This window comes from Streptococcus oralis, from assembly GCF_001578945.1.
GTDB lineage: Bacteria > Bacillota > Bacilli > Lactobacillales > Streptococcaceae > Streptococcus > Streptococcus oralis_Q.
Map to the genome: position 1 here is coordinate 49,138 of NZ_KQ969554.1, position 19,325 is coordinate 68,462.

27 protein-coding genes and 1 pseudogene are annotated in these 19,325 nt (G+C 36.7%); all 28 read left to right on the top strand.

Annotated elements, in window-relative coordinates:
* The first annotated feature begins 18 nt into the window (after positions 1 to 18).
* The 28 genes and pseudogenes from yhbY (at position 19) to SORDD16_RS08255 (ending at position 19,325) form a co-directional block, all read left to right on the top strand.
* A complete protein-coding gene (yhbY, locus tag SORDD16_RS08115) occupies positions 19 to 330 on the top strand; it encodes a ribosome assembly RNA-binding protein YhbY (protein ID WP_061453065.1) in 312 nt (103 codons plus the stop codon).
* Positions 331 to 381: 51 nt separating this feature from the next.
* Positions 382 to 1,011: a nicotinate-nucleotide adenylyltransferase gene (locus SORDD16_RS08120; protein WP_061453066.1), complete on the top strand. Its 630-nt coding sequence runs from the start codon at positions 382 to 384 to the stop codon at positions 1,009 to 1,011.
* On the top strand, positions 1,011 to 1,604 hold the full coding sequence (gene yqeK, locus SORDD16_RS08125; protein WP_061453067.1) for a bis(5'-nucleosyl)-tetraphosphatase (symmetrical) YqeK: 594 nt from the start codon (positions 1,011 to 1,013) through the stop codon (positions 1,602 to 1,604). Before SORDD16_RS08120 ends, yqeK begins: the two co-directional genes overlap by 1 nt.
* Positions 1,605 to 1,955 carry a ribosome silencing factor gene (rsfS, locus tag SORDD16_RS08130; RefSeq protein ID WP_061453068.1) on the top strand — a complete coding sequence of 117 codons (351 nt, stop codon included), beginning with the start codon at positions 1,605 to 1,607 and terminating at the stop codon, positions 1,953 to 1,955.
* 218 nt (positions 1,956 to 2,173) lie between these two features.
* Positions 2,174 to 2,914 carry a class I SAM-dependent DNA methyltransferase gene (locus tag SORDD16_RS08135; RefSeq protein WP_061453113.1) on the top strand — a complete coding sequence of 247 codons (741 nt, stop codon included), beginning with the start codon at positions 2,174 to 2,176 and terminating at the stop codon, positions 2,912 to 2,914.
* Between the two features lie 9 nt (positions 2,915 to 2,923).
* Entirely contained in the window at positions 2,924 to 4,030 is a 1,107-nt protein-coding gene (locus tag SORDD16_RS08140) for a nucleotidyltransferase (protein WP_061453069.1), read from the top strand.
* A gap of 982 nt (positions 4,031 to 5,012) precedes the next feature.
* Entirely contained in the window at positions 5,013 to 5,513 is a 501-nt protein-coding gene (locus SORDD16_RS08150) for a hypothetical protein (protein ID WP_061453071.1), read from the top strand.
* Positions 5,514 to 5,516: 3 nt separating this feature from the next.
* The gene (locus SORDD16_RS08155; protein ID WP_061453072.1) at positions 5,517 to 5,978 is read left to right on the top strand and encodes a hypothetical protein; all 462 of its coding nucleotides are present in this window, start codon (positions 5,517 to 5,519) and stop codon (positions 5,976 to 5,978) included.
* A gap of 1 nt (position 5,979) precedes the next feature.
* Positions 5,980 to 6,651 (top strand): DUF2786 domain-containing protein, encoded by a 672-nt coding sequence (locus tag SORDD16_RS08160; RefSeq protein ID WP_061453073.1) that lies wholly within the window; start codon positions 5,980 to 5,982, stop codon positions 6,649 to 6,651.
* A gap of 9 nt (positions 6,652 to 6,660) precedes the next feature.
* Complete coding sequence (locus SORDD16_RS08165) at positions 6,661 to 6,960, top strand: hypothetical protein (protein WP_061453074.1); 300 nt, start codon at positions 6,661 to 6,663, stop codon at positions 6,958 to 6,960.
* Positions 6,961 to 7,003: 43 nt separating this feature from the next.
* The gene (locus tag SORDD16_RS08170; RefSeq protein ID WP_061453075.1) at positions 7,004 to 7,249 is read left to right on the top strand and encodes a hypothetical protein; all 246 of its coding nucleotides are present in this window, start codon (positions 7,004 to 7,006) and stop codon (positions 7,247 to 7,249) included.
* Between the two features lie 16 nt (positions 7,250 to 7,265).
* Positions 7,266 to 7,469, top strand: a complete 204-nt coding sequence (locus SORDD16_RS08175; protein WP_164966505.1) for a hypothetical protein — start codon at positions 7,266 to 7,268, stop codon at positions 7,467 to 7,469.
* Between the two features lie 289 nt (positions 7,470 to 7,758).
* Positions 7,759 to 9,260: pseudogene (locus tag SORDD16_RS08180) on the top strand (primase C-terminal domain-containing protein).
* An 88-nt stretch (positions 9,261 to 9,348) separates the two neighbouring features.
* Complete coding sequence (locus SORDD16_RS11325; RefSeq protein WP_164966502.1) at positions 9,349 to 9,516, top strand: hypothetical protein; 168 nt, start codon at positions 9,349 to 9,351, stop codon at positions 9,514 to 9,516.
* Between the two features lie 8 nt (positions 9,517 to 9,524).
* The gene (locus tag SORDD16_RS11980) at positions 9,525 to 9,728 is read left to right on the top strand and encodes a hypothetical protein (protein WP_000878299.1); all 204 of its coding nucleotides are present in this window, start codon (positions 9,525 to 9,527) and stop codon (positions 9,726 to 9,728) included.
* A gap of 15 nt (positions 9,729 to 9,743) precedes the next feature.
* Positions 9,744 to 10,166 carry a hypothetical protein gene (locus tag SORDD16_RS08190; RefSeq protein WP_061453077.1) on the top strand — a complete coding sequence of 141 codons (423 nt, stop codon included), beginning with the start codon at positions 9,744 to 9,746 and terminating at the stop codon, positions 10,164 to 10,166.
* Entirely contained in the window at positions 10,163 to 10,609 is a 447-nt protein-coding gene (locus tag SORDD16_RS08195) for a thioredoxin domain-containing protein (RefSeq protein WP_061453078.1), read from the top strand. Before SORDD16_RS08190 ends, SORDD16_RS08195 begins: the two co-directional genes overlap by 4 nt.
* Positions 10,610 to 10,884: 275 nt before the next feature.
* Complete coding sequence (locus SORDD16_RS08205) at positions 10,885 to 11,370, top strand: hypothetical protein (protein ID WP_061453080.1); 486 nt, start codon at positions 10,885 to 10,887, stop codon at positions 11,368 to 11,370.
* Between the two features lies 1 nt (position 11,371).
* On the top strand, positions 11,372 to 12,382 hold the full coding sequence (locus tag SORDD16_RS08210; protein ID WP_061453081.1) for a hypothetical protein: 1,011 nt from the start codon (positions 11,372 to 11,374) through the stop codon (positions 12,380 to 12,382).
* A gap of 16 nt (positions 12,383 to 12,398) precedes the next feature.
* Positions 12,399 to 13,226: a hypothetical protein gene (locus SORDD16_RS08215; RefSeq protein ID WP_061453082.1), complete on the top strand. Its 828-nt coding sequence runs from the start codon at positions 12,399 to 12,401 to the stop codon at positions 13,224 to 13,226.
* A 121-nt stretch (positions 13,227 to 13,347) separates the two neighbouring features.
* On the top strand, positions 13,348 to 13,635 hold the full coding sequence (locus tag SORDD16_RS08220) for a hypothetical protein (RefSeq protein WP_001096996.1): 288 nt from the start codon (positions 13,348 to 13,350) through the stop codon (positions 13,633 to 13,635).
* Between the two features lie 443 nt (positions 13,636 to 14,078).
* Positions 14,079 to 14,396 (top strand): hypothetical protein, encoded by a 318-nt coding sequence (locus SORDD16_RS08225; RefSeq protein WP_061453083.1) that lies wholly within the window; start codon positions 14,079 to 14,081, stop codon positions 14,394 to 14,396.
* On the top strand, positions 14,389 to 14,736 hold the full coding sequence (locus SORDD16_RS08230; RefSeq protein WP_061453084.1) for a hypothetical protein: 348 nt from the start codon (positions 14,389 to 14,391) through the stop codon (positions 14,734 to 14,736). Before SORDD16_RS08225 ends, SORDD16_RS08230 begins: the two co-directional genes overlap by 8 nt.
* A 2-nt stretch (positions 14,737 to 14,738) precedes the next feature.
* On the top strand, positions 14,739 to 15,527 hold the full coding sequence (locus SORDD16_RS08235) for a DNA/RNA non-specific endonuclease (protein WP_061453085.1): 789 nt from the start codon (positions 14,739 to 14,741) through the stop codon (positions 15,525 to 15,527).
* Positions 15,528 to 15,537: 10 nt separating this feature from the next.
* Positions 15,538 to 15,987, top strand: a complete 450-nt coding sequence (locus SORDD16_RS08240) for a hypothetical protein (protein ID WP_061453086.1) — start codon at positions 15,538 to 15,540, stop codon at positions 15,985 to 15,987.
* Positions 15,988 to 15,997: 10 nt separating this feature from the next.
* Positions 15,998 to 16,558, top strand: a complete 561-nt coding sequence (locus SORDD16_RS08245) for a hypothetical protein (RefSeq protein ID WP_061453087.1) — start codon at positions 15,998 to 16,000, stop codon at positions 16,556 to 16,558.
* An 18-nt stretch (positions 16,559 to 16,576) separates the two neighbouring features.
* Entirely contained in the window at positions 16,577 to 18,946 is a 2,370-nt protein-coding gene (gene mobP2 / locus SORDD16_RS08250; RefSeq protein ID WP_061453088.1) for a MobP2 family relaxase, read from the top strand.
* A gap of 118 nt (positions 18,947 to 19,064) precedes the next feature.
* Entirely contained in the window at positions 19,065 to 19,325 is a 261-nt protein-coding gene (locus tag SORDD16_RS08255) for a hypothetical protein (protein WP_061453089.1), read from the top strand.

Below are 19,325 nucleotides of genomic sequence, written 5' to 3' on the forward strand. Positions count from 1 at the left end.
CAAAAAGGAAGAAAGAATATGTCATTAACCTCAAAACAACGCGCCTTCCTCAACAGTCAGGCACATACCCTCAAACCCATTATCCAAATCGGGAAAAATGGACTCAACGACCAAATCAAAACCAGCGTCCGTCAAGCCCTTGACGCCCGTGAATTGATCAAGGTTACTCTCTTGCAAAACACAGATGAAGATATCCACGAAGTAGCCGAAATCTTAGAGGAAGAAATCGGTGTCGATACTGTGCAAAAGATTGGCCGTATCCTTATCTTATATAAGGTTTCAAGCAAGAAAGAAAACCGCAAGATTTCCAAGAAAGTTAAAGAAATCTAAAAACCTACTCCAAACAACTGTTTTTACAGAGAATTAAAGGAAGACGAGCCTATGGCAATCGAATTATTAACTCCCTTTACCAAGGTAGAGTTGGAGCCAGAAATCAAGGAGAAAAAACGCAAACAAGTCGGGATTCTAGGAGGAAATTTTAACCCTGTTCACAATGCCCATCTTGTTGTGGCAGACCAAGTACGACAACAGTTAGGACTGGACCAGGTCTTGCTTATGCCCGAATACCAACCTCCTCACGTAGATAAAAAGGAAACCATCCCTGAGCACCACCGCCTCAAGATGCTTGAGTTGGCGATTGAGGGGATTGAAGGCCTCGCCATTGAAACCATTGAGTTAGAGCGCAAGGGCATTTCCTACACCTACGACACCATGAAACTTCTAACTGAGAAGAATCCAGATACGGATTATTACTTCATTATCGGGGCTGATATGGTGGACTATCTGCCTAAGTGGTATCGGATTGATGAGTTGGTCGAGCTGGTTCAGTTTGTCGGCGTTCAACGTCCTCGTTATAAGGCTGGAACTTCCTATCCGGTTATTTGGGTGGATGTACCTCTCATGGACATCTCGTCCAGCATGGTGCGTGACTTCATTGCCCAAGGTCGGAAGCCCAACTTTCTCCTACCTCAGCCAGTGCTAGACTACATCGAGAAGGAGGGGCTCTACTGATGGCATACCAAGACTATATCAACTGTTCTCGCGAGGCTTTGTTGGAAAAAATGGCAGAGCTTCTGCCTGAAAAACGTTTAACCCATTGTTTGGGTGTGGAGCGTGCAGCCATAGAGCTTGCCCAGCGATTTGGAGTTGATGCTGAGAAAGCGGGTCTTGCAGGCCTTCTTCATGATTATGCTAAAAAGCTGTCAGATCAGGAATTTCTAGACTTGATTGACCGTCATCAGCTAGACTCTGACCTTAAAAACTGGGGCAATAATGTCTGGCATGGTATGGTCGGTATCTACAAGATTCAGGAAGATTTGGATTTGCATGATCCAGAAATCCTGCGAGCTATCGAAATCCATACCGTAGGGGCTGGTCAGATGACAGACCTAGACAAGGTTATCTACGTTGCAGACTATATCGAGCATAACCGCGCCTTTCCTGGAGTGGAACAGGCGCGTGAGATTGCAAGTTTGTCACTTAATAAGGCAGTGGCCTATGAAACAGCTCGTACCGTGGAGCATCTAGCTCATCAGGGATTTCCCATCTATCCCCAAACCCTTGAAACCTATAACGCCTATGTGCACTATTTGAAAGAGGACTAAATGAACGAAAAAGAATTACTAGAACTAGTCGTGAAAGCGGCTGATGAGAAACGTGCGGAAGATATCCTCGCACTTGATGTACAAGATTTGACCAGCGTGACGGACTACTTTGTCATCACGAGCTCAATGAATAGCCGTCAGTTGGACGCTATCGCTGACAATATCCGTGAAAAAGTAGCTCAAGCAGGCTTTAAAGGCAGCCATGTTGAAGGCGATGCAGCGGGAGGCTGGGTTTTACTAGACCTCGGTGGTGTCGTTGTGCATATCTTCTCAGAAGAAATGCGTGCTCACTATAACCTAGAAAAACTATGGCATGAGGCGGAGTCAGTAGATTTATCTGAAACTTTATAGTCTTTTCCTTTATCTTTTATCACGGCGTTAACTCATTTTGCCTAACTCTAGTTATGCCTGCAATTCGTTGCCTAGTACTAAAAGCAAACGAAAAGACTATAGCGTTACAATTGAACTCAGTTGCAGCCAACTGGGTTTTATTTGCTTATTTTAAAAGTGGATGGATAGAAAGGTAAGGGCGAGTGGTGTTTGCCATGGACGCTCTTGGTATCTTGATGATGGTTACTTATGAAACCTTTGCGGCTGTTTACGATGCTGTGATGGATGATAGTTTATATGATAAATGGACGGATTTTTCTTTGCGTCATTTGCCTAAGACCAAGGAGAGAAAGAAACTTTTGGAATTGGCTTGTGGAACAGGTATCCAGTCTGTCCGCTTTTCTCAGGCTGGCTTTGATGTGACAGGACTTGACTTGAGTGCGGATATGCTGAAGATTGCTGAAAAGAGAGCGACTTCAGCCAAGCAAAAGATTGATTTTATTGAAGGCAATATGCTGGATTTATCCAAGGCTGGTAAGTACGACTTTGTGACTTGTTACTCTGACTCTATCTGCTACATGCAGGATGAGGTCGAGGTAGGAGACGTCTTTAAAGAAGTGTATAATGCCCTCAATGAAGACGGAGTATTCATCTTTGACGTGCATTCGATCTACCAGACGGATGAGGTTTTTCCAGGCTATTCTTACCATGAAAATGCGGAAGAATTTGCCATGCTTTGGGACACCTATGAGGACGAAGCTCCTCACTCCATCGTGCATGAGTTGACTTTCTTTATCAAGGAGGCGGACGGTTCCTTTAGTCGCCACGATGAAGTGCATGAGGAGCGTACATATGAAGTCTTGACCTATGATATCTTGCTGGAACAGGCCGGCTTTAAGTCTTTCAAACTCTATGCGGACTTTGAGGATAAGGAGCCAACTGCGACTAGCACCCGTTGGTTTTTTGTCGCGCAGAAGTAGGAGAACATCATGACCATCACAGGTATTATCGCAGAGTTTAATCCTTTTCATAATGGGCACAAATACCTGCTGGATCAGGTTCAAGGACTGAAAATCGTTGCCATGTCGGGAAATTTTATGCAACGAGGTGAGCCGGCCATTGTGGATAAGTGGACACGAGCCCAGATGGCACTGGAAAACGGTGCTGATTTAGTAGTAGAGTTGCCTTTTCTAGTCAGCGTTCAGGCAGCAGACTTTTTTGGTCAAGGGGCAGTGGATATCTTATCTCGGTTGGGCATTGATAGACTAGCTTTTGGGACAGAGGAAGTACTGGACTACCAGCAAATAGCTGATTTATACACAGAACGTGCTACTGAGATGGAGAATTTTGTAGAAAATCTGCCTGATTCTCTCTCCTATCCCCAGAAAACTCAGGCTATGTGGAAGAAGTTTGCAGGGCTGGAGTTTTCTGGCTCTACGCCTAACCACGTCTTGGCTCTCGCCTATGCCAAGGCAGTAGCGGGAAAAAGCATCAACCTCCAGCCTATCCAGCGTCAGGGGGCTGGTTATCATTCTGTGGATAAGGATGTGGACTTTGCCTCGGCAACAGCTCTTCGTCAACACCAGAGAGACCACGAGTTTTTAGAACGTTTTATGCCCGAAGCAGGGCTCTTTCAGCAGGCGCCTAAAGTAACGTGGGAAGACTATTTTCCAATGCTACGCTATCAAATCCTCTCCAATCCTGACTTGACAACCATTTACCAGATCAATCAAGAAATGGCTGTGCGCATCAAGGAAGCTATCAAAACAGCCCAGTCTGTTGATGAATTGGTCGAGGTGGTTGCGACCAAGCGTTATACCAAGGCGCGTGTGCGACGTCTCTTGACCTATATCTTGGTGCAAGCCAGAGAAAGTGACTTGCCAGAAGTCATTCATGTCCTTGGATTTACTGAAAAAGGCAGACAACATCTTAAATCGTTGAAAGCCCATGTCCATCTAGTCAGCCGAATTGGTAAAGAACCCTGGGATGCCATAACCCAAAAGACAGACCAGATCTACCAACTGGGGAATCCCAATCTCGCAGAGCAAAATTTTGGTAGAGTGCCCATTAGAATGGAAATAAGCGCCCCTTACTAACTGTAGTGGATGACATATAACGAAGCATAGAGGGAATCAGATTGGTTCTCTCTTTTGTTATATTTAAATCTCTGAGAATTCTAGTTTTGAAATCGGAAACCAAAGGTGATTCATCTGATGATTTTGATGAGATTGGGAACCTCTACAGCCTGCTACAAGGAGGCTTGCAACCTTATTCTCGTCTTTCAAAAAATCTGAAAGATGGGGTTGCGCGGAAAATGGTCAGCTGGTTTCTCTCGAAAATAGAAACGGAGAAGTTCGTAGAACTCGTGTAGTTCCTGAGGGTCAGATGGAAGCTTCTTTGTCGGTCAAGTGCGTAAGAAAAGTGGGATGATAAAATCATTTATCGCTCAGTTTGTAGCTAGATCGTTAAACGAAACTCCAGTAGGATTTAGAAGGTTACACTCATAAGGTTTGCGGTATCCACTCCTTGACATAGGTTTCATGTTCCTTTAACAATCAAAAGATTCTATCTCTTTACAGTATTTCTATCCGTCCTTACAGATGCTATAGAGTCGAGGATAGTTGACAACGGGATAGCTGACAATTCCAGTAAATGCTTAGCTCTGAAAAAACTAAAGCAAGCCTTTTCTATTTCGATTTTACCTAATGAGAATATTCTTTTATTCATCTCTTTTGTGAGTCGTTATTGGTCAGGAAAACCTGCAGAACACAAATGTTTATTATTGCGGTCTATAAATGAATAAAAGAGTAGGTAAGTGGTAAGAGTTTTTAGAAAATCAAATAATTCAATATTTTTAGGAGAACAGAGAAATCTGTTCTCTTTTTTGTTCGCTTAAAATTCTATTTGAGAGGAGTTCAACGATGGTAGGATTAGAGATTGTAATGAATTTAGACACGTTAGAAATCTTTGACGTTATCGATCATGATAAGAATGGAAACAGCGAACAAGCGCCTACAACCATCCAATTAAGCTTATTTGACTCAATGACGTGCATTTGACAGAAGGAGATAAATTAGGATGGACAGAGAAGCGCTATACAATGAATTAATTCAAAGCGAACCATTAGGTTTCATTGATCCTTTTTCTGACCTTGGCGAATTTGATCCTCTTCAGCTGAAATTTAAACAACCCGTAAAGGACTTGGTGAATCGATATTCAGGCCAACCTTACAGTTTGGCTTGGCAACATAAAATTATGGAAATGCGGAAGTTGTTTATTGATTATCAGATAGCATTAAATGAAGAAGATAAGCAGATTAACTTTCAGCGAAGAACAAGAAGCGAAGAGTCCAAAGAACATGCTACTACCATTGTAACAACTTATCTGAAGTTAGGATTTAGTTTTAAAGAGATTGAGAAGCGTGTTTCTTTATCTTACAAACAACTTCGTCGAGGGTGGAAAAGAAGTGATCACATAATGACAAATAGTCCTGAATTTTATAGTAAAGGGGACTTATCTGAAGGTTACTGTTTACCGAGTAAAAAGCTACCTAAAAGTATGAGAATCAATGAGGGATAGAAAATGGAAACTGGAATTTGTAGACGATGTGCTTGCAACTGGGTTACACCTTGCATCAATGAAAAGTATGGTCCTTGTTGGTGGATAGATAAAAACAGAACGCTATGTAGTCACTGTTTTTATGGATTTAATGATGAATCTTGTCAGACAAAAGTTTATTACAGACCAGGTCATGATTGGCTTGAGAGAGATTGGGAATTTGCTTGGGGAATTCTGACAAATTCAAAAAGTCATTGGGTATATGACATGGAACATGATGTGTTGTGTGTGGTTGGTTTAGGAGATCATATTGGAGCCGTCAGATTTATTGTAAAGAACTTTTATGGACTTAATCGCATTTATCGTGAGGATATTCCTAAATGGCAAGAAATTATTGGGAATAATATGATTTTTTATAATGCAAAGGTCAATGATTCAAAACACTACGCTAGTTGTTTGCCTAGAAAGTATAAAAATGAGGATTGAAATGAACAGTAAAATTATTGACAAGATACAGAATCTTTTAGAGTTAGCTTACGATGCACCAAACGATGAAGAGGGACAGACTGCACTTCTGATGGCTCAAAGACTTATGGTGAAGCATAATCTTTCTATGAATGATTTAACGAATAGTAAAACTCAAAAGGATATTGGTGAAACAATAGGGACATGGGAATATAGACTTCCATGGTGGCAAGAAAAGTTGGCAGGTATTTTAGGTGAAAATTTTAGATGTAAAACGATAAGAAGACGACTTCCTGAAGATGGCATCACACAGATAATTTTCTTTGGATATCAATCCGATGCTGAACTTTGTAGTAAGGTTTACGAAGGTGCGCTCTTATACCTTAAATATCGGCTGAAACGACTTTTCCCTACAGTCTCAAGAGCAAGATGGAAAGACTATAAGAAATCGTACTTACTCGGTTTCTTAAACGGAGTAGATCAACGTTTTCAGGAACAGGTTCAATCATCAGAAGAATTTGGTTTGATGGTAAAAATCCCAGCAGAAGTTTTAGAAGAACAACAACTACGTATGGGGAAATTAGAGAGTAGAAGCCTAAAAATCGAAATTGAAGTTGATTATGAGGCTTATATTGCTGGTTTTGAACACGCAAAAGAGACCAAGTTGTTATCAGAAGAATTGTTGAATAAATGAGGAAAAATAATGAAAAACACAGAAACAAATAAAGATTTTACGAATCTTGATTTTAAAAGCGTGGAAAGCGCTTTTGGGATGCCGATGCGTTACGCAAACAATTCATCGCATTTGGTAGCTTGCTTGGAGAAAAGTAAGCTGATGTTAGATGACATTTTTCAAGAGAAAATAAATTTTCTCTTAAACGGTCTGTTTTACGCAGACGGAGAGGTGAAAAAGAGCTTGTTTATCGAAGAAAATATGAGCGTTTTCTTCGAGTTAAAAAAGTGTGTTTATGATGCACACATTAAGAGCTTAAATAAAATTTAAGTGTTAAAATAAAAAACCTCAGAAGAGGGTAGGAGGAAATTATATGATTTTTGGGTTTATTGTATTGTTTGTTGTAGGAGTGTGCATTTCGTTCAATGGAGTATTTATCATAGCTAAAAATACAGACATCAGACTTGACTTTAATGGTGAGAAAGACTTCTTTGTACATCTAACTGCTTGGGAATGGATTTTAAGTATCTTTTTAATTCTTGTAGGAGGGGTAATGATATATTTCTCATCTATTGAGTTGATACCATATCTTATAAGTGCATTGGACTTCAAACTATAACGAGGGAGGGATCATGATGTCTAAAAATAAAGAAACGCTTCCTAGCTTGTTGGAGGAAAATATTTTAGAAGAGCGAAAAAATGTAGATGAAGATAGTTTGTTTGGGTGTATTTATCTTATAGTTCTTTTGTTTGTTCTGTTCTTGATTTTTGGTACATTCGCAGGCAAAGTTAATATTTTTGATTTTTTAGAATTAGTATTTCAAAGGTTGAGAGGATAGATATATGAGTAGAGAAAATAAGGAAAATGATTATGATATAAAAGTATCTATTTTTGTAGATTTTTTAATCCTTCTGATTTTTTTGTATACGCTTTTTTTCCTCCAATCTATTATTGATTCTATAAATGATTTAATTGGTTCTGTTGATAATTATTTTGACTATTTGAGGTCTTTATTATGAAGCTCTAGTGGATGAGTTAGAGTAATTGTTGCACTTATTCTTGCAATTTATTCATTAAAAAAACGAGAGATTCTTATAGTTGATTTGTAAGTAAAAGAAAATAAAAACATGAAAAAGATTGATTTATTAAAATGTTTATCCATCATCACAAAAGACGGATTAAGAACACAAAAATTTAAGAATAGCCATCTACAGCTTATCTCTTCAGCTGAAGAAGGAAGACGAGGAACTGTATTTGCTTATCGTTCAAAAGCGAATATGGTGAAAGCACGTGGTGTTGTTTTAACCTCTGTCGAATCATTGCTGGAGAATCAGGATCAGTTTACACACTGGACTCCTAACGTATATTGCTATGGAAGCTATAGCGATGCTGGTCGACGGATTACACGTGGCCACTCTGAAGATAATCTTAGACAGATTAACACATTCTACATTGACTTTGATATTACCTCTGCAGCTGAAGAAATGACGACAGGAGATATTTTAACTGCTTCCCTGGAGCTAGGTTTTATGCCGACGTTGATCCTGAAATCAGATAAAGGATTTCAAGCATATTTTGTCTTATCAGAATCGGCCTACGTTACAGCTCATTCTCAATTTCGAGTGGTGAAGGTGGCCAAAGCCATCTCTCAAAATTTGAGAAATTACTTTGCTCAAACTTTACCAGTAGATTTGACTTGTAACCATTTTGGGATTGCTCGAATTCCTCGAACTGATAATGTCGAATTCTTTGATGCTGACTATACTTATTCGTTCCAGGAGTGGTTAGATTGGTCAATGAAGCAATCAGACCTTCCCTTCCCAAGTAAAAAGCCAAATTTGACGGTTATTTCAGGTTCTGAAGGGGTAAAACAGATTGATGAACCCTGGTATCAATTGCTGATGAGAGAGGGAAATATCAAAGGTGGAAAAGCCTTGATGGGAAGAAACAACGTTCTTTTCACGCTGGCTTTAGCCAACTTCTCTTCAGGAATCGATCAGGAAGAGTGTGAGGAGGTTCTTTCTAACTTTAATGCAAGTTTAGACGAACCACTCTCTTCAGCCGAATATCATAAGATTATCACAAGCGCTTATTCAGGAAAATATGAAGCTGCTAGTCGTGACTATGTAATGACTTTATGTAGAGCGTGGGTCAATCAGGAACTCAAGGCTTCAGATCTCTTTGTGAAGCAACGTTGGTACAAGTTTAAGAAGAAACGTGCGGACAGAAAGAATAGTCATCTCTATGAATGGAAAACAGACGTAATGGCCTATTTAGAAGGCTTCTATCAATCCGAGGATCCATTTATCCAGACGACAAAAAAGAGATACGAGAGAAGTTGAACATTCCTGAGCGGTCATTAGACAAGGTATTGAAGGTTCTCAAAGCAGAACAAAAGATCTTCTTCACAGTCAAACACGGCCGTGGAGGAGGCATCAGATTAGCCTCTATCAAAGCAATCTTCCTTTCCCTTATCAAGGTGAAGAAAGAACGTCAGGAGGCTTATATGGCCAATATTGCTGCTTTCTTTGAAGAAAGTATAGAGTTTACTCAGAGAGTGATAGAAAGGGTTAAAGATGGCTTTAAACAAATACAACAACTATCTCTATTTGAGCTTGATATTGGATAATTTTAAAAACCCGTAAACTGCCTTTACATTATATCTATGATTATTACAAGGATATACATGCACATAAACTAACCTATGGAGGAATGATATGATTTTGATTTTAGTTTTAGTTGGATTATTTAGCCTTATATTTTCAGGAGGATTTTTATTAGTTCTCTCACTTATAGGGATTCGTCAACAAGTTCGTTTTGAAAACGGATATGATGCTGAGTTAGAGACAGATCAGCTGGCAATGATTGGCCAAAATAGAAAGTGAGAATAAGAATGAAGTACGTAATTTTCAGTTTTGAATTAGGTGATTATATTTGTAATGGGGAGAATAAAGTTTTAGTTTTTGATACTTTGGGACTAGCATTCCAGTATCTTCAAAAACATTATCGTAAACCACTTCCTGAACAAAGAAAAAAGAGATTGATTCACTATCCAGATGTGTATCAAGCTCCGTTTAGACTTCTAAAAGTTTGTTAGGAAGGGGAAAGGTCGATGTCAGAGTTATTCAAAATTATCCGTGGATACTACCTAACAGGAGTCGGACAAGAACCATTGGCTTATTATTTTAAACTTTCATCGGATAACTTAAAATTTGAGTCGGTTTCTGCAGGGGATGTAGCTTTAACTTTTTATCAAAACGAGGAGAGTATTACTAGCATTCCAGCGATTGTTAGAGTAGATAGTGTTATCGCGAATGATAGAATGATTTCAGATTATCTGCAGGAGGAGTTGAGAGATCATTATCCAATGTTGCCAATTGTCCGTGTATTAGACTCCGAAGAATTTGATCCTTTACTCTTTCAAGAAGTGATGACAACTTTCACTAACTTGAAATCAGAAATAAAAGAATTGGCCAAGATTGATTATGTTCAAGGATCCATATTTGATTTTATGGATGAGGAGGAAATAGGATGAGAGAGCTTTTTAGACACATTAAGTTAGCTTTAGGGGCTATTCTTGTCATTTTAGTTGTGAGTCTTGCAGTTCTAGGGGGGTATAGGATGTATAAAGATCATTTTATCTTAGATTATGATCCTCACCTTACTCAGAAGGAATACCAGAATACTGTACTTGATCAAAATGTAAATCTAGTATTTTATAAAAAAGATTGTCCTTACTGTCAGGTTGGAAAAAGTGTAGTTGTAGATGCAGCCCATAAAGGTTCTTATCCTACATTTTACATTGACACTCAGACAGAAGAAGGTCAAAAGTTGGTAGAAAAATACCAGGTTGAAAAAGCTGCAACTATCATCAAAATTCGTAAGGGAAAAATAAAGAAGTATCTATATGCTTCGAGGGATTCAGAGGAAAAGATTGTCGCAGATGAGAAAGGTATTCAGGAGGCCATAAATGACTAAAAGGGTAAAGCTAAGTAAGTGGGCCGAGACAGCTTTTCAAAGATTGAAGTATGTCTAAGGAGGTAGTATGTATCAATTTTTAAATGCTATTGCGCATGGCGTGGTTGGAACTGTCTTGATTGCGATCTGGTTCGTACCGCTCTTCAGGATAACTATATGTGATAACTTTGGAAATGAAATCAAAACGAAAAGGCTGCCATTAGCGTTCTTAATGTTACTAAAAAGTGTTTGGCCGAAAAGTAAGGTTTCATTTATTTGGAAAGGATATAAGAAGCATGAGAGGAACTAAATCATCTAGTTTGAAGCAGAAAAGAGCTAACAAACATTTAAGAGGTATAAAAAATTACACGCTATCGAGTGAACAAAAAAGTTTCGACGATGTATCAACTTTTGATATGTTGTTTGCAACAAATCAGAAGTATCTAGTTTTTGCAATTTTAGGAGGCATATCTTTTTATATTTTGCTAGCTTTAGTGCCAATCAATCTCTTTTTGGGCTTTATTGCATATGTAGCAGTAAATTTAGTTTATATGAATTCAAATTTTTTTCAATTAGTTGGAGTGAAAGACGTTTCTTTTATGACAGTCTTTGAATCTTTTTATTTGGGGAATGTCGAGTTTATGAGAGATATATTTGTAACTATTTGTGTAGCTATTATAGTTTTTTCTTTATCTTTATATGGAATGTGGGTTACTGAAAAAAAGACGGATATAACCTCTTTAACAAATCAGTATTATGGAAAAATCAGGAAGGAGAAATAAGATGTCTACTTTAATTGAAATATTCAAACGCTGGATTGAAAAGATAAAATCCAGCCCAATTTTGCAGCCATTTATTAAGACTAAAGTTTGGTTTCAAGAGAATATTATTAAGAGAAAACTCGTCATTTTCTCAATGTTGTTTGTGACCTGGTTAAGTCTTTTGATGGGAGCGATTTTCTCACCACAAAGACAAACATATACTTCAGAACAACTCAAAACAAAGCAGGTTTTTGCGAATGGCAGCGGTGAGATGAAACTGGTCAGTCAGGAATATTCACCAGATACTGGAATTATTGTTTTACAATTTGAGACAAAAGATGCTACGACTTCGATAGATCGGGGCATCGATGCCAAACGATTGAAATGGAAACTCTATGCGCAACATAAAGACTCAAAAATAGAGATGGATGTTGTGCCAATCATTGATAATAAAGTATCAGTTATTATTAAAGGAGTTCCGAAAAATTTTGGTGCATTTGCGATCGATGTGACGAATCATACAGTCTCTTCTAGCTCAATTGATGTGAATATTTCATCGCCATCCAGTGATTCTAAAAAGGTTTCTCAGAAGAAATCTGGAGAAGAGGACACTGTACAATTCTTTGTAACTCCTCAGAATCCTCAACTTGAAATCAAAGCTATTGAAGTTGTCTCCAGAGAAGAATTTACTCTTCAGGAAATCGAAAAAGAGATCAATTTCCAGAATGAACAGTCTCAAAAATTGACAACATCAATTTCTCAATTGAAGGAATCTATTGAAGATGATAATTCACGAAAAGCGAGTCTTCAAGCAGAAGCAAAATATCTAACAGGTGATGATCTTGAAGCCAATCAAAAGAATATTGCTACGCTGGATACAAACATTGAAACGAAGAATAGAACCATTGAAACAGCCTATAAAAACATTGAAAAGTTGAAGGCTAAATTGGAGTCTTTGGACAAGAAAAAACAGGCAGTCAAAGATGGAACATTTGAATTTTCAAACCCTATTGAAACTGTAGAAATGAATTAAAGTGAGGTAAAATAAAATGAAAAATTTAATTAAGATGGTAAAAGAAACTGATAAATTGGGATATAAATTATCTGCAATTTGTGGAGTGAATTGGCTTATTAGACAAGCCTTTAAATGGCAATATTTATTTTTTGTAATGGTTACAGGCGCTGTTTTTCTAAAAGAAGTTTCCGTAATACTTGAGGTTGATCCAACGATTTTTGGAACAATGATAGGTTTGATTATTTTATGTGCGCCTTTTACGAAGTTACGTTTAGTGGCTGAAATACAGATTATAAAGATGTTCATAAGAAATATTGTACTTGCCATCATTTTTATAGCTGCATTAGAAAAACCAATACAAGAAAACGAATCATCGTTCTGGCTTTTAGCCACAATCTTTAGTATCGGTATTTATTATTTCATGAAGTGGTTTCAAGCAAAACTTTTTCAGCGTTATCTATTCAAAAATATCTTGAATAAGGACTATCTTGGAATCCGAAAATTAAAAGATAAGTTACCTCCTAAAATCAATCTTTTTACGGATGCTGATGAAGGAGATGCAAACCAACGAATGATTACGATTAATCAGCGAGCAGTGAAAAAGGATTATCAAGATATTGTAGAATTAAGTTTTTTGAATAGAGAAAAAAAGACAGGTATTTCCTATTATAGAAAATCATGGAATGGTTCGGAAGCTCCTCTTGAAAGAAAATTTATAGATGTTGATGAATGGTGTCATCCAGTATTTTTTGTATTTCCGTTCGGGAAAAAAGTGGATTTTTCTTTTCAATTGATACGCTTTGATTTAAATCGAAAAAGTGCATTCTCGATGAAAGGTGAGTTTGTTTTTACAAGCAGATAACAGTCAAAAATCTCCTTAATTTTTGAATTAAGGGGATTTATTTTTTATGATTGTCCCTTTAAAAAATAATTTGAGATTTTAGATTACAATAGGCTTAATTAAATAAAAAGGAGAAGTAATCATGGCTAAAAATGATTTAACAAAAATTGATAATCAACTAGAAGAAGCAAAGAAAAAAGTTGCCCTTTTAGAAAAGGAACGTAAAGAAGCAGAAGAGAATCTTCAAAAACAAATTGGTAAAATTTATGTTCAAATTCAATTGAAGAAAAATAAAAATCAGTCGTATGAATCAATTTTTGAAGAGTTAAAAATGGAATTAAACCTCATCAAAGAAGATGAAAAAGAACAACGTTTAGCAGCGAAGAAAAATCGTGAAGAAGGAAACTTTCCAGCTGAAAATCAGTCTTGATTTTTGAGTTTTGAACTTCCAAATGAAGTCAAAAACGGTGTAAGTAAAAGTATGTAAAGAAGAAAAACAGTGTAAGTAAAAGTGTGTAAAAAGAAAAAACAGTGTAGGTATAACACCTACAAAGTATGTAAGGGTAAGTATAGGGTGTGTGTGTAAGTAGGTGAAACCGAGAAAATTGATATCATTGGAAACGTTGATACTATCAACATATCACGGCACGTGATATCAGTTTCCCTTATGCTCTTTTCTACCACAACACACCTAAAAAGGACCTTAGTCCCTCTGTGTGTGTTAGTGTGTTGAAAAACCGCAAAAATAGAACCGTGTCGGTTCGTGATGTTGCGAGGTTGAAGTTTTCTTTTTTGCTTCTTTTGGCTTTTGCTTCGACAAAAGAAAAAAGAAGTCCTGTTTTTTGGACAATAAAAATAAGATGGAGGATACAGATGGACGTTCTCATTAGAGGATTAACACAGGAAGAGGTTAGCTATCTAAAAGCTCTTGCTAAAAAAAATAAAGCCAAGTCATTTAATGATTTTTTGCTTTCAATCTGTCGTGAAAAAATTGAGTATGGAAAATTTAATCGTGCTCAAGACTTGTATGTAGCTCATTTGGAAAATATGAAATTAGCTTCTGACCATGTTCTGGAACAAATGAAAAAACAGACAAAAATATTATCTGAATTTGAAGAAAAAATGGATTGTTATGGAGATCATATTTCACGTTGGTTAGAGTATGAAGGAGAGGTGGAAAGTGATGACTAAAAATTTTTTAATTCGAAATGTTCCCGACGATATGTTTGAACAACTTCAGGCTATTTCAAAAAAATATAACTATCCAAGTTTCAATGAGTTTATGTTATCGCAAGTTCAAAATATTGTAATGAATGACGGATTGAATTTGTACAATAACCAATTTGCGGAAATATTGTCTGATATCAAAGAACAACAAAGTCAGATTTTAGAATTGATGTTGAAGAATGAAATTTCTCTTTCAGCTTTAAATATTAAACAAGATATTGTAAATAATCTAACTACAAATTGGTTACATTTTATGGATGATGTATCTGCGCTTGAAGCTGAACGACGGTCAGGTGGTGTTTAAAAATGAAGAAGAATAAATCTCTGTTCATCATTCTCATTTTTCTTGCAATCTATATCGTGCAACCTAACAATTTTAATGCTATCAAATCTAGCTTGACACAAAATGATATCCCGACTCAATTGAACATAGCCGATTCAGCTGAAGAAAAAAATTCCGACTCAAATTTGAATCCTACTCTGAAAAATGATGATTTGAAATCGAAGGAGTATGATGGAAAAAATCAGGTGATTGTCGTCAATGAAAAATCACAATTTACAAAAAGCGAATTGAGTTTAGAAAATGGCAGCTGGGAAAAATATTCTGATCTAGATTTTTTAAATCGTGTAGGAATTGCTGAAGCGATGTTGGGAAAAGAATTGATGCCAACGGAAGATAGAGAATCTATTTCATCTGTTACACCGACAGGGTGGAAAAATAAAAAAATAATTTTCAACGGAAAAGAAGATTATTTATATAATCGTTCTCACTTAATCGGTTTTCAATTAAGTGGAGAAAATGCGAATGCGAAAAATTTATTTACAGGTACACGTGCTTTAAATGCAAATTTTGAAGATGAACAATCATCAATGGTTTACTATGAAAATAAAATTTCTAACTACATAAAAAATACGAACCACCATGTTCGCTATCGAGTAACTCCTATATTTAGAAATGTGGAATTAGTTGCTAGAGGAGTTCGTATGGAAGCACAGAGTATTGAAGATGATGAGATCTCATTTGATGTATATATCTTTAATATTCAACCAGGATATAAAATCAATTATTTGACAGGATCATCTCAGAAAAATTGAGGAGGAGAAAATGAATCCAAGACTTAGCTTATACTTTAGCGAAGAAACACATGAAAAATTTAAGGAAGTAAAATCTTACTTGAAAGAATCGTCTGCTTTGCAGAAACAGTATCGAAATAATTCAGCAACGCTTGTCACTTTGATTGAAGTTTTTTATAAACTCTTTATTGAATTAGGAGAAGGAAAAAATTTTTATGAGCGACTGACTCAGCTGGAAAAAAATTTGGGAGGTAGCTTTGATTCTGGAAATGATAACAAAGCAATTCATCGTCAACTTGATCAAATTCTCTATCTAACGCTAACCAACTTTCATGCTATTACGAAAGATGATTTTGATGTTCAAGAATTGGAATCTATTCATTCACGATTGGATCCTACACAACATGAATTGATGGCACGAATCAACGACGTCATTCAAGAAGATATTGCACGTGGTCAAACTATCAAACATTCTCATTGAGGTACAGTAAATGGTGGATATTGTTGAAATCTATTTAGAAACAGGAGATTTTCATGAAGCGGTGAAACAGTCAGGGCTGCCTACTCATATAGCTCATTTGAAATTAATAAAGAGTGGCTGCCTTAAAATTCAAGATAAAATTCAGTATGGTTCTAGGACAGCTAAGCTCGGGGGAATGGCCGAGGAGCTTTTTCAAAAGTATGTTCCAGATGCAACGGATGCGAATAAGTATTTCAAGAAAAATAATCCAGTATATGATTTTTGGCTAGATGGTCTAACGATTGATGTAAAATACAGCTCATTGTATAAAAGGAAAAACGGAAACTCCCATCACTGGCAATTGAGGGCAAAAGGAAATCAAGATTTTATTGTCGCCTTTTTAGAACGAGAAAGTGGTTCAGAGTTAGAAAAACCAAATATCTTATTGATTCCCATGCAATTTATTGAAGAGCAAAAAGAATTACATATTTCTCAATCAGGACGGTGGATCAATGATTTTCAAGTTGAACCTGAAGAATTACAACCGTTATTAAAAGACTATGCTCTTTTAAGAAAAAATGGCCTATTTTAATTCAAAGAGAGGAAAATAATGAACGTATCTTCTAGTCCAAATATTACCTTCATGCTGCAATATACAGAAGCAAATAGTGGGTTTGTAGACTACACCAATAGAGACGAAGCTGTCGAGGTTGATAATGAATTAAATTTAGAGACACACAGACAAAATATTGAGTCTCTAACTGAAGATGAAATACAAAAAATCCAAGCTGAAGTCCCAGAAATAAAACTTAATTTCCAGGAGTACATCGATTATATGAATCGTTCTTATGCTACTGAAAATCAAAATGAAGAGATGACAGCGATTTTTACAAAAGAGGCCAATTATTTGCAGCGTAGCAAAGTGACAGAATTGAAAAATAAGTTAGAACAGGCTTATCAAAATGGGTCACTTTTATGGCAAGGTGTGATCTCCTTTAATAATGATTTTTTGGCAAAAGAGGGATTATATAATCTGGAAACTGGAAAAGTTGATCAGCAGGCTATCAAGTCCGTTATACGTGAAGCATTGCCAAGAATGATTGAAAAAGAAGGCTTGTCAGATTCCTCGTTTTGGTGGGCCAACATTCACTTGAATACAGATAACATCCACGTTCATTTTGGATTATCAGAAATTGAGTCCGCAAGAGAAAAAATTTTCTATCGGCCACGTGGTCGAATGGAATATCGAGGAAACTTTTCACAAAAAACGATTGAGCGTTTTAAAAGTGATGTTTTTCATGGTCTGTTGAATGAACAGACTAGAGGAATGATTGTTCGACGAGAACAAATCTTGGCCAATATCAGAAGTGAGTTGATCAATTCTGTATTTAGAGATCAGAAGGTTCGTTCTTCGGCTGAAAAAAATTTTTTGGAGCAGGCTTACAACCATTTGCCAATGGATAAAAAATGGCGTTATGGATCAAATGCAAGAGATTTTGCAGTCAGTAAATTCTTCATTGATCGCTATCTGGATTCCTATTTAGAAAATGATGGGAAAGAGCTCTATCAAGAATTTCTGAAAGAAACGAAGGACTTCCTAGAAACCTATAGAGGAGCTTATTCGGCTGGAAAAAAATCAACCTACGAGAAGATTCGGAAACTTGATGGTCGTGTTGAGAAAACACAACAGGAGGCTGCAGGCTATCATCTGCAGCAATTAATAGCGAATCGAGAGAAGGAGTTGAGAGAACGACTAGCAAATAAAATCTTGCACCTATTTCGTGAGAATGCTCCTGAAATAGCTGACGTTCGGCTGGAAAAAAATTTGGCCAATTTCTCAGTAAAGAATCAAAAATTAATTTTAGCCCAGGATCCTAACGCAAGTGTTATCAAAACACTAGATTCCTGGAAAAAACTGGGTTATGATCTAAAAGATGGGGCGAAGCCTCTTGAAATCACAAAACCAGTCTATGCTGCTTATGATAAACACGGAACAGGTTTGGGACGTCCTGAATTTGTTACGGAATTAGTTTATGATGTGAGTCAGATGAAAGAAGACTTACTACAGAAGCAACTTAGTTTAAGGGACTTGTCGCTATTTTCTTCAGCTGATTTGAAAGATCTTGTAGAAGCGGCCAAAAAGAAAAGCGATCGATCATTGAAAGAACGCCAGGAGCTAGGAACATTTCGCTATGCATTAAAATTGAGTTTATTAGAAGAAAAACAAAGTAGTTTATTAGTTCGTAAAACTCTTTTTGATCAAATCCAACCACTTGAAACGGATAAGTCATTTGTTGAATTAAAAAAGAAGGAGATTCTTCAAAGACTGAAGCTGATTGAATTACAACTGACTCCAAATTATAAACTGGGTGAAGCGGATCAATCACTGAAACAAACTCTTTCTAACCAGTTTGAAGATAGTGTTTCATTTTCTATAGAAAAGGCTGATTCATTAACAATTCAAGCTCCTATTAAACGTTTAAAGGAGGAATTAGCTACAATTCAACCTCTTCAAGATGAAGGAGTTTTGACCATTCTAAAGGGCTATCCTGTTACGAAAGATAGCTACGTAGAAGAGTTACAGACACATATCTCTATTTTTCAGTTGAAACATCAGATTTACAGTCGAAACAAGGAAATTTCACAAACGACTGATCAAGCGACTATTCAAAAATTAAAACAGGAGAATGCGAAAGGATTTTCTGAACTCAAATCACTCTATCAAAAAATATTGCCAGAGGAGGAAAGTAATCAGAAAAGTCAGTTAGCTCAAGCTGTTTCACAGAAAATGCAAGAAAGAAAGGTCCTGCAAAGAAAAAATATCCAACAATCCCAAGGTAAAGCAATAATCAATACAGATTTCATGAGAAATCTGACCAATTCTCTTCAAAGGGCTCAACGTGCAAATAAAAAAGCCCTTATGGAACGTGAGAGAAGCGATGAGAGACAAGAACTGGAGGAAAAAGGACACAGTATATAAAGGTCATTGTAAAAGCAATGACTTTTTTTGTTGAAAAATGGAATTATATTGTCCCTTTAAATGGGATTTTTTGGTTATTGAATAGAATAGAAGAATAAAAAGAGAAAGGAGAAGAAAAATGAAGCTATTATTTCCAGATGTCGCAGTTGAAGACTTTGATTTCTCAGCCGAATGGTTAATTACGGCAATGAATGCTGATAACAAGCAAGTGCATTTTGAGGGTCAAGGAAGAAATTCTGATTTAGAAATGATTCTAGATTTTGAGGAAAATTCTGAGCTATTTGAATCTGTTTCAGTAGGGGAACTGGTTCACTTAGATCCAGAATCATTTCTACAAGCAGGGAATGAGCCGTACAAACCACAGTATGAAGGATTTTAA

Bases quoted from the DNA above. Each gene is read 5' to 3' on its own strand.
- SORDD16_RS08215 (WP_061453082.1), top strand. From the start codon at position 12,399: ATGAAAAATTTAATTAAGATGGTAAAAGAAACTGATAAATTGGGATAT.
- SORDD16_RS08150 (WP_061453071.1), top strand. From the start codon at position 5,013: ATGGACAGAGAAGCGCTATACAATGAATTAATTCAAAGCGAACCATTA.
- mobP2 (WP_061453088.1), top strand. From the start codon at position 16,577: ATGAACGTATCTTCTAGTCCAAATATTACCTTCATGCTGCAATATACA.
- SORDD16_RS08170 (WP_061453075.1), top strand. From the start codon at position 7,004: ATGATTTTTGGGTTTATTGTATTGTTTGTTGTAGGAGTGTGCATTTCG.
- rsfS (WP_061453068.1), top strand. From the start codon at position 1,605: ATGAACGAAAAAGAATTACTAGAACTAGTCGTGAAAGCGGCTGATGAG.
- SORDD16_RS11980 (WP_000878299.1), top strand. From the start codon at position 9,525: ATGAAGTACGTAATTTTCAGTTTTGAATTAGGTGATTATATTTGTAAT.
- yhbY (WP_061453065.1), top strand. From the start codon at position 19: ATGTCATTAACCTCAAAACAACGCGCCTTCCTCAACAGTCAGGCACAT.
- SORDD16_RS08190 (WP_061453077.1), top strand. From the start codon at position 9,744: ATGTCAGAGTTATTCAAAATTATCCGTGGATACTACCTAACAGGAGTC.
- SORDD16_RS08140 (WP_061453069.1), top strand. From the start codon at position 2,924: ATGACCATCACAGGTATTATCGCAGAGTTTAATCCTTTTCATAATGGG.
- SORDD16_RS08225 (WP_061453083.1), top strand. From the start codon at position 14,079: ATGGACGTTCTCATTAGAGGATTAACACAGGAAGAGGTTAGCTATCTA.
- SORDD16_RS08210 (WP_061453081.1), top strand. From the start codon at position 11,372: ATGTCTACTTTAATTGAAATATTCAAACGCTGGATTGAAAAGATAAAA.
- SORDD16_RS08235 (WP_061453085.1), top strand. From the start codon at position 14,739: ATGAAGAAGAATAAATCTCTGTTCATCATTCTCATTTTTCTTGCAATC.
- SORDD16_RS11325 (WP_164966502.1), top strand. From the start codon at position 9,349: ATGATTTTGATTTTAGTTTTAGTTGGATTATTTAGCCTTATATTTTCA.
- SORDD16_RS08155 (WP_061453072.1), top strand. From the start codon at position 5,517: ATGGAAACTGGAATTTGTAGACGATGTGCTTGCAACTGGGTTACACCT.
- SORDD16_RS08165 (WP_061453074.1), top strand. From the start codon at position 6,661: ATGAAAAACACAGAAACAAATAAAGATTTTACGAATCTTGATTTTAAA.
- SORDD16_RS08230 (WP_061453084.1), top strand. From the start codon at position 14,389: ATGACTAAAAATTTTTTAATTCGAAATGTTCCCGACGATATGTTTGAA.
- SORDD16_RS08120 (WP_061453066.1), top strand. From the start codon at position 382: ATGGCAATCGAATTATTAACTCCCTTTACCAAGGTAGAGTTGGAGCCA.
- SORDD16_RS08205 (WP_061453080.1), top strand. From the start codon at position 10,885: ATGAGAGGAACTAAATCATCTAGTTTGAAGCAGAAAAGAGCTAACAAA.
- SORDD16_RS08255 (WP_061453089.1), top strand. From the start codon at position 19,065: ATGAAGCTATTATTTCCAGATGTCGCAGTTGAAGACTTTGATTTCTCA.
- SORDD16_RS08220 (WP_001096996.1), top strand. From the start codon at position 13,348: ATGGCTAAAAATGATTTAACAAAAATTGATAATCAACTAGAAGAAGCA.
- SORDD16_RS08175 (WP_164966505.1), top strand. From the start codon at position 7,266: ATGTCTAAAAATAAAGAAACGCTTCCTAGCTTGTTGGAGGAAAATATT.
- SORDD16_RS08135 (WP_061453113.1), top strand. From the start codon at position 2,174: ATGGTTACTTATGAAACCTTTGCGGCTGTTTACGATGCTGTGATGGAT.
- yqeK (WP_061453067.1), top strand. From the start codon at position 1,011: ATGGCATACCAAGACTATATCAACTGTTCTCGCGAGGCTTTGTTGGAA.
- SORDD16_RS08195 (WP_061453078.1), top strand. From the start codon at position 10,163: ATGAGAGAGCTTTTTAGACACATTAAGTTAGCTTTAGGGGCTATTCTT.
- SORDD16_RS08160 (WP_061453073.1), top strand. From the start codon at position 5,980: ATGAACAGTAAAATTATTGACAAGATACAGAATCTTTTAGAGTTAGCT.
- SORDD16_RS08245 (WP_061453087.1), top strand. From the start codon at position 15,998: ATGGTGGATATTGTTGAAATCTATTTAGAAACAGGAGATTTTCATGAA.
- SORDD16_RS08240 (WP_061453086.1), top strand. From the start codon at position 15,538: ATGAATCCAAGACTTAGCTTATACTTTAGCGAAGAAACACATGAAAAA.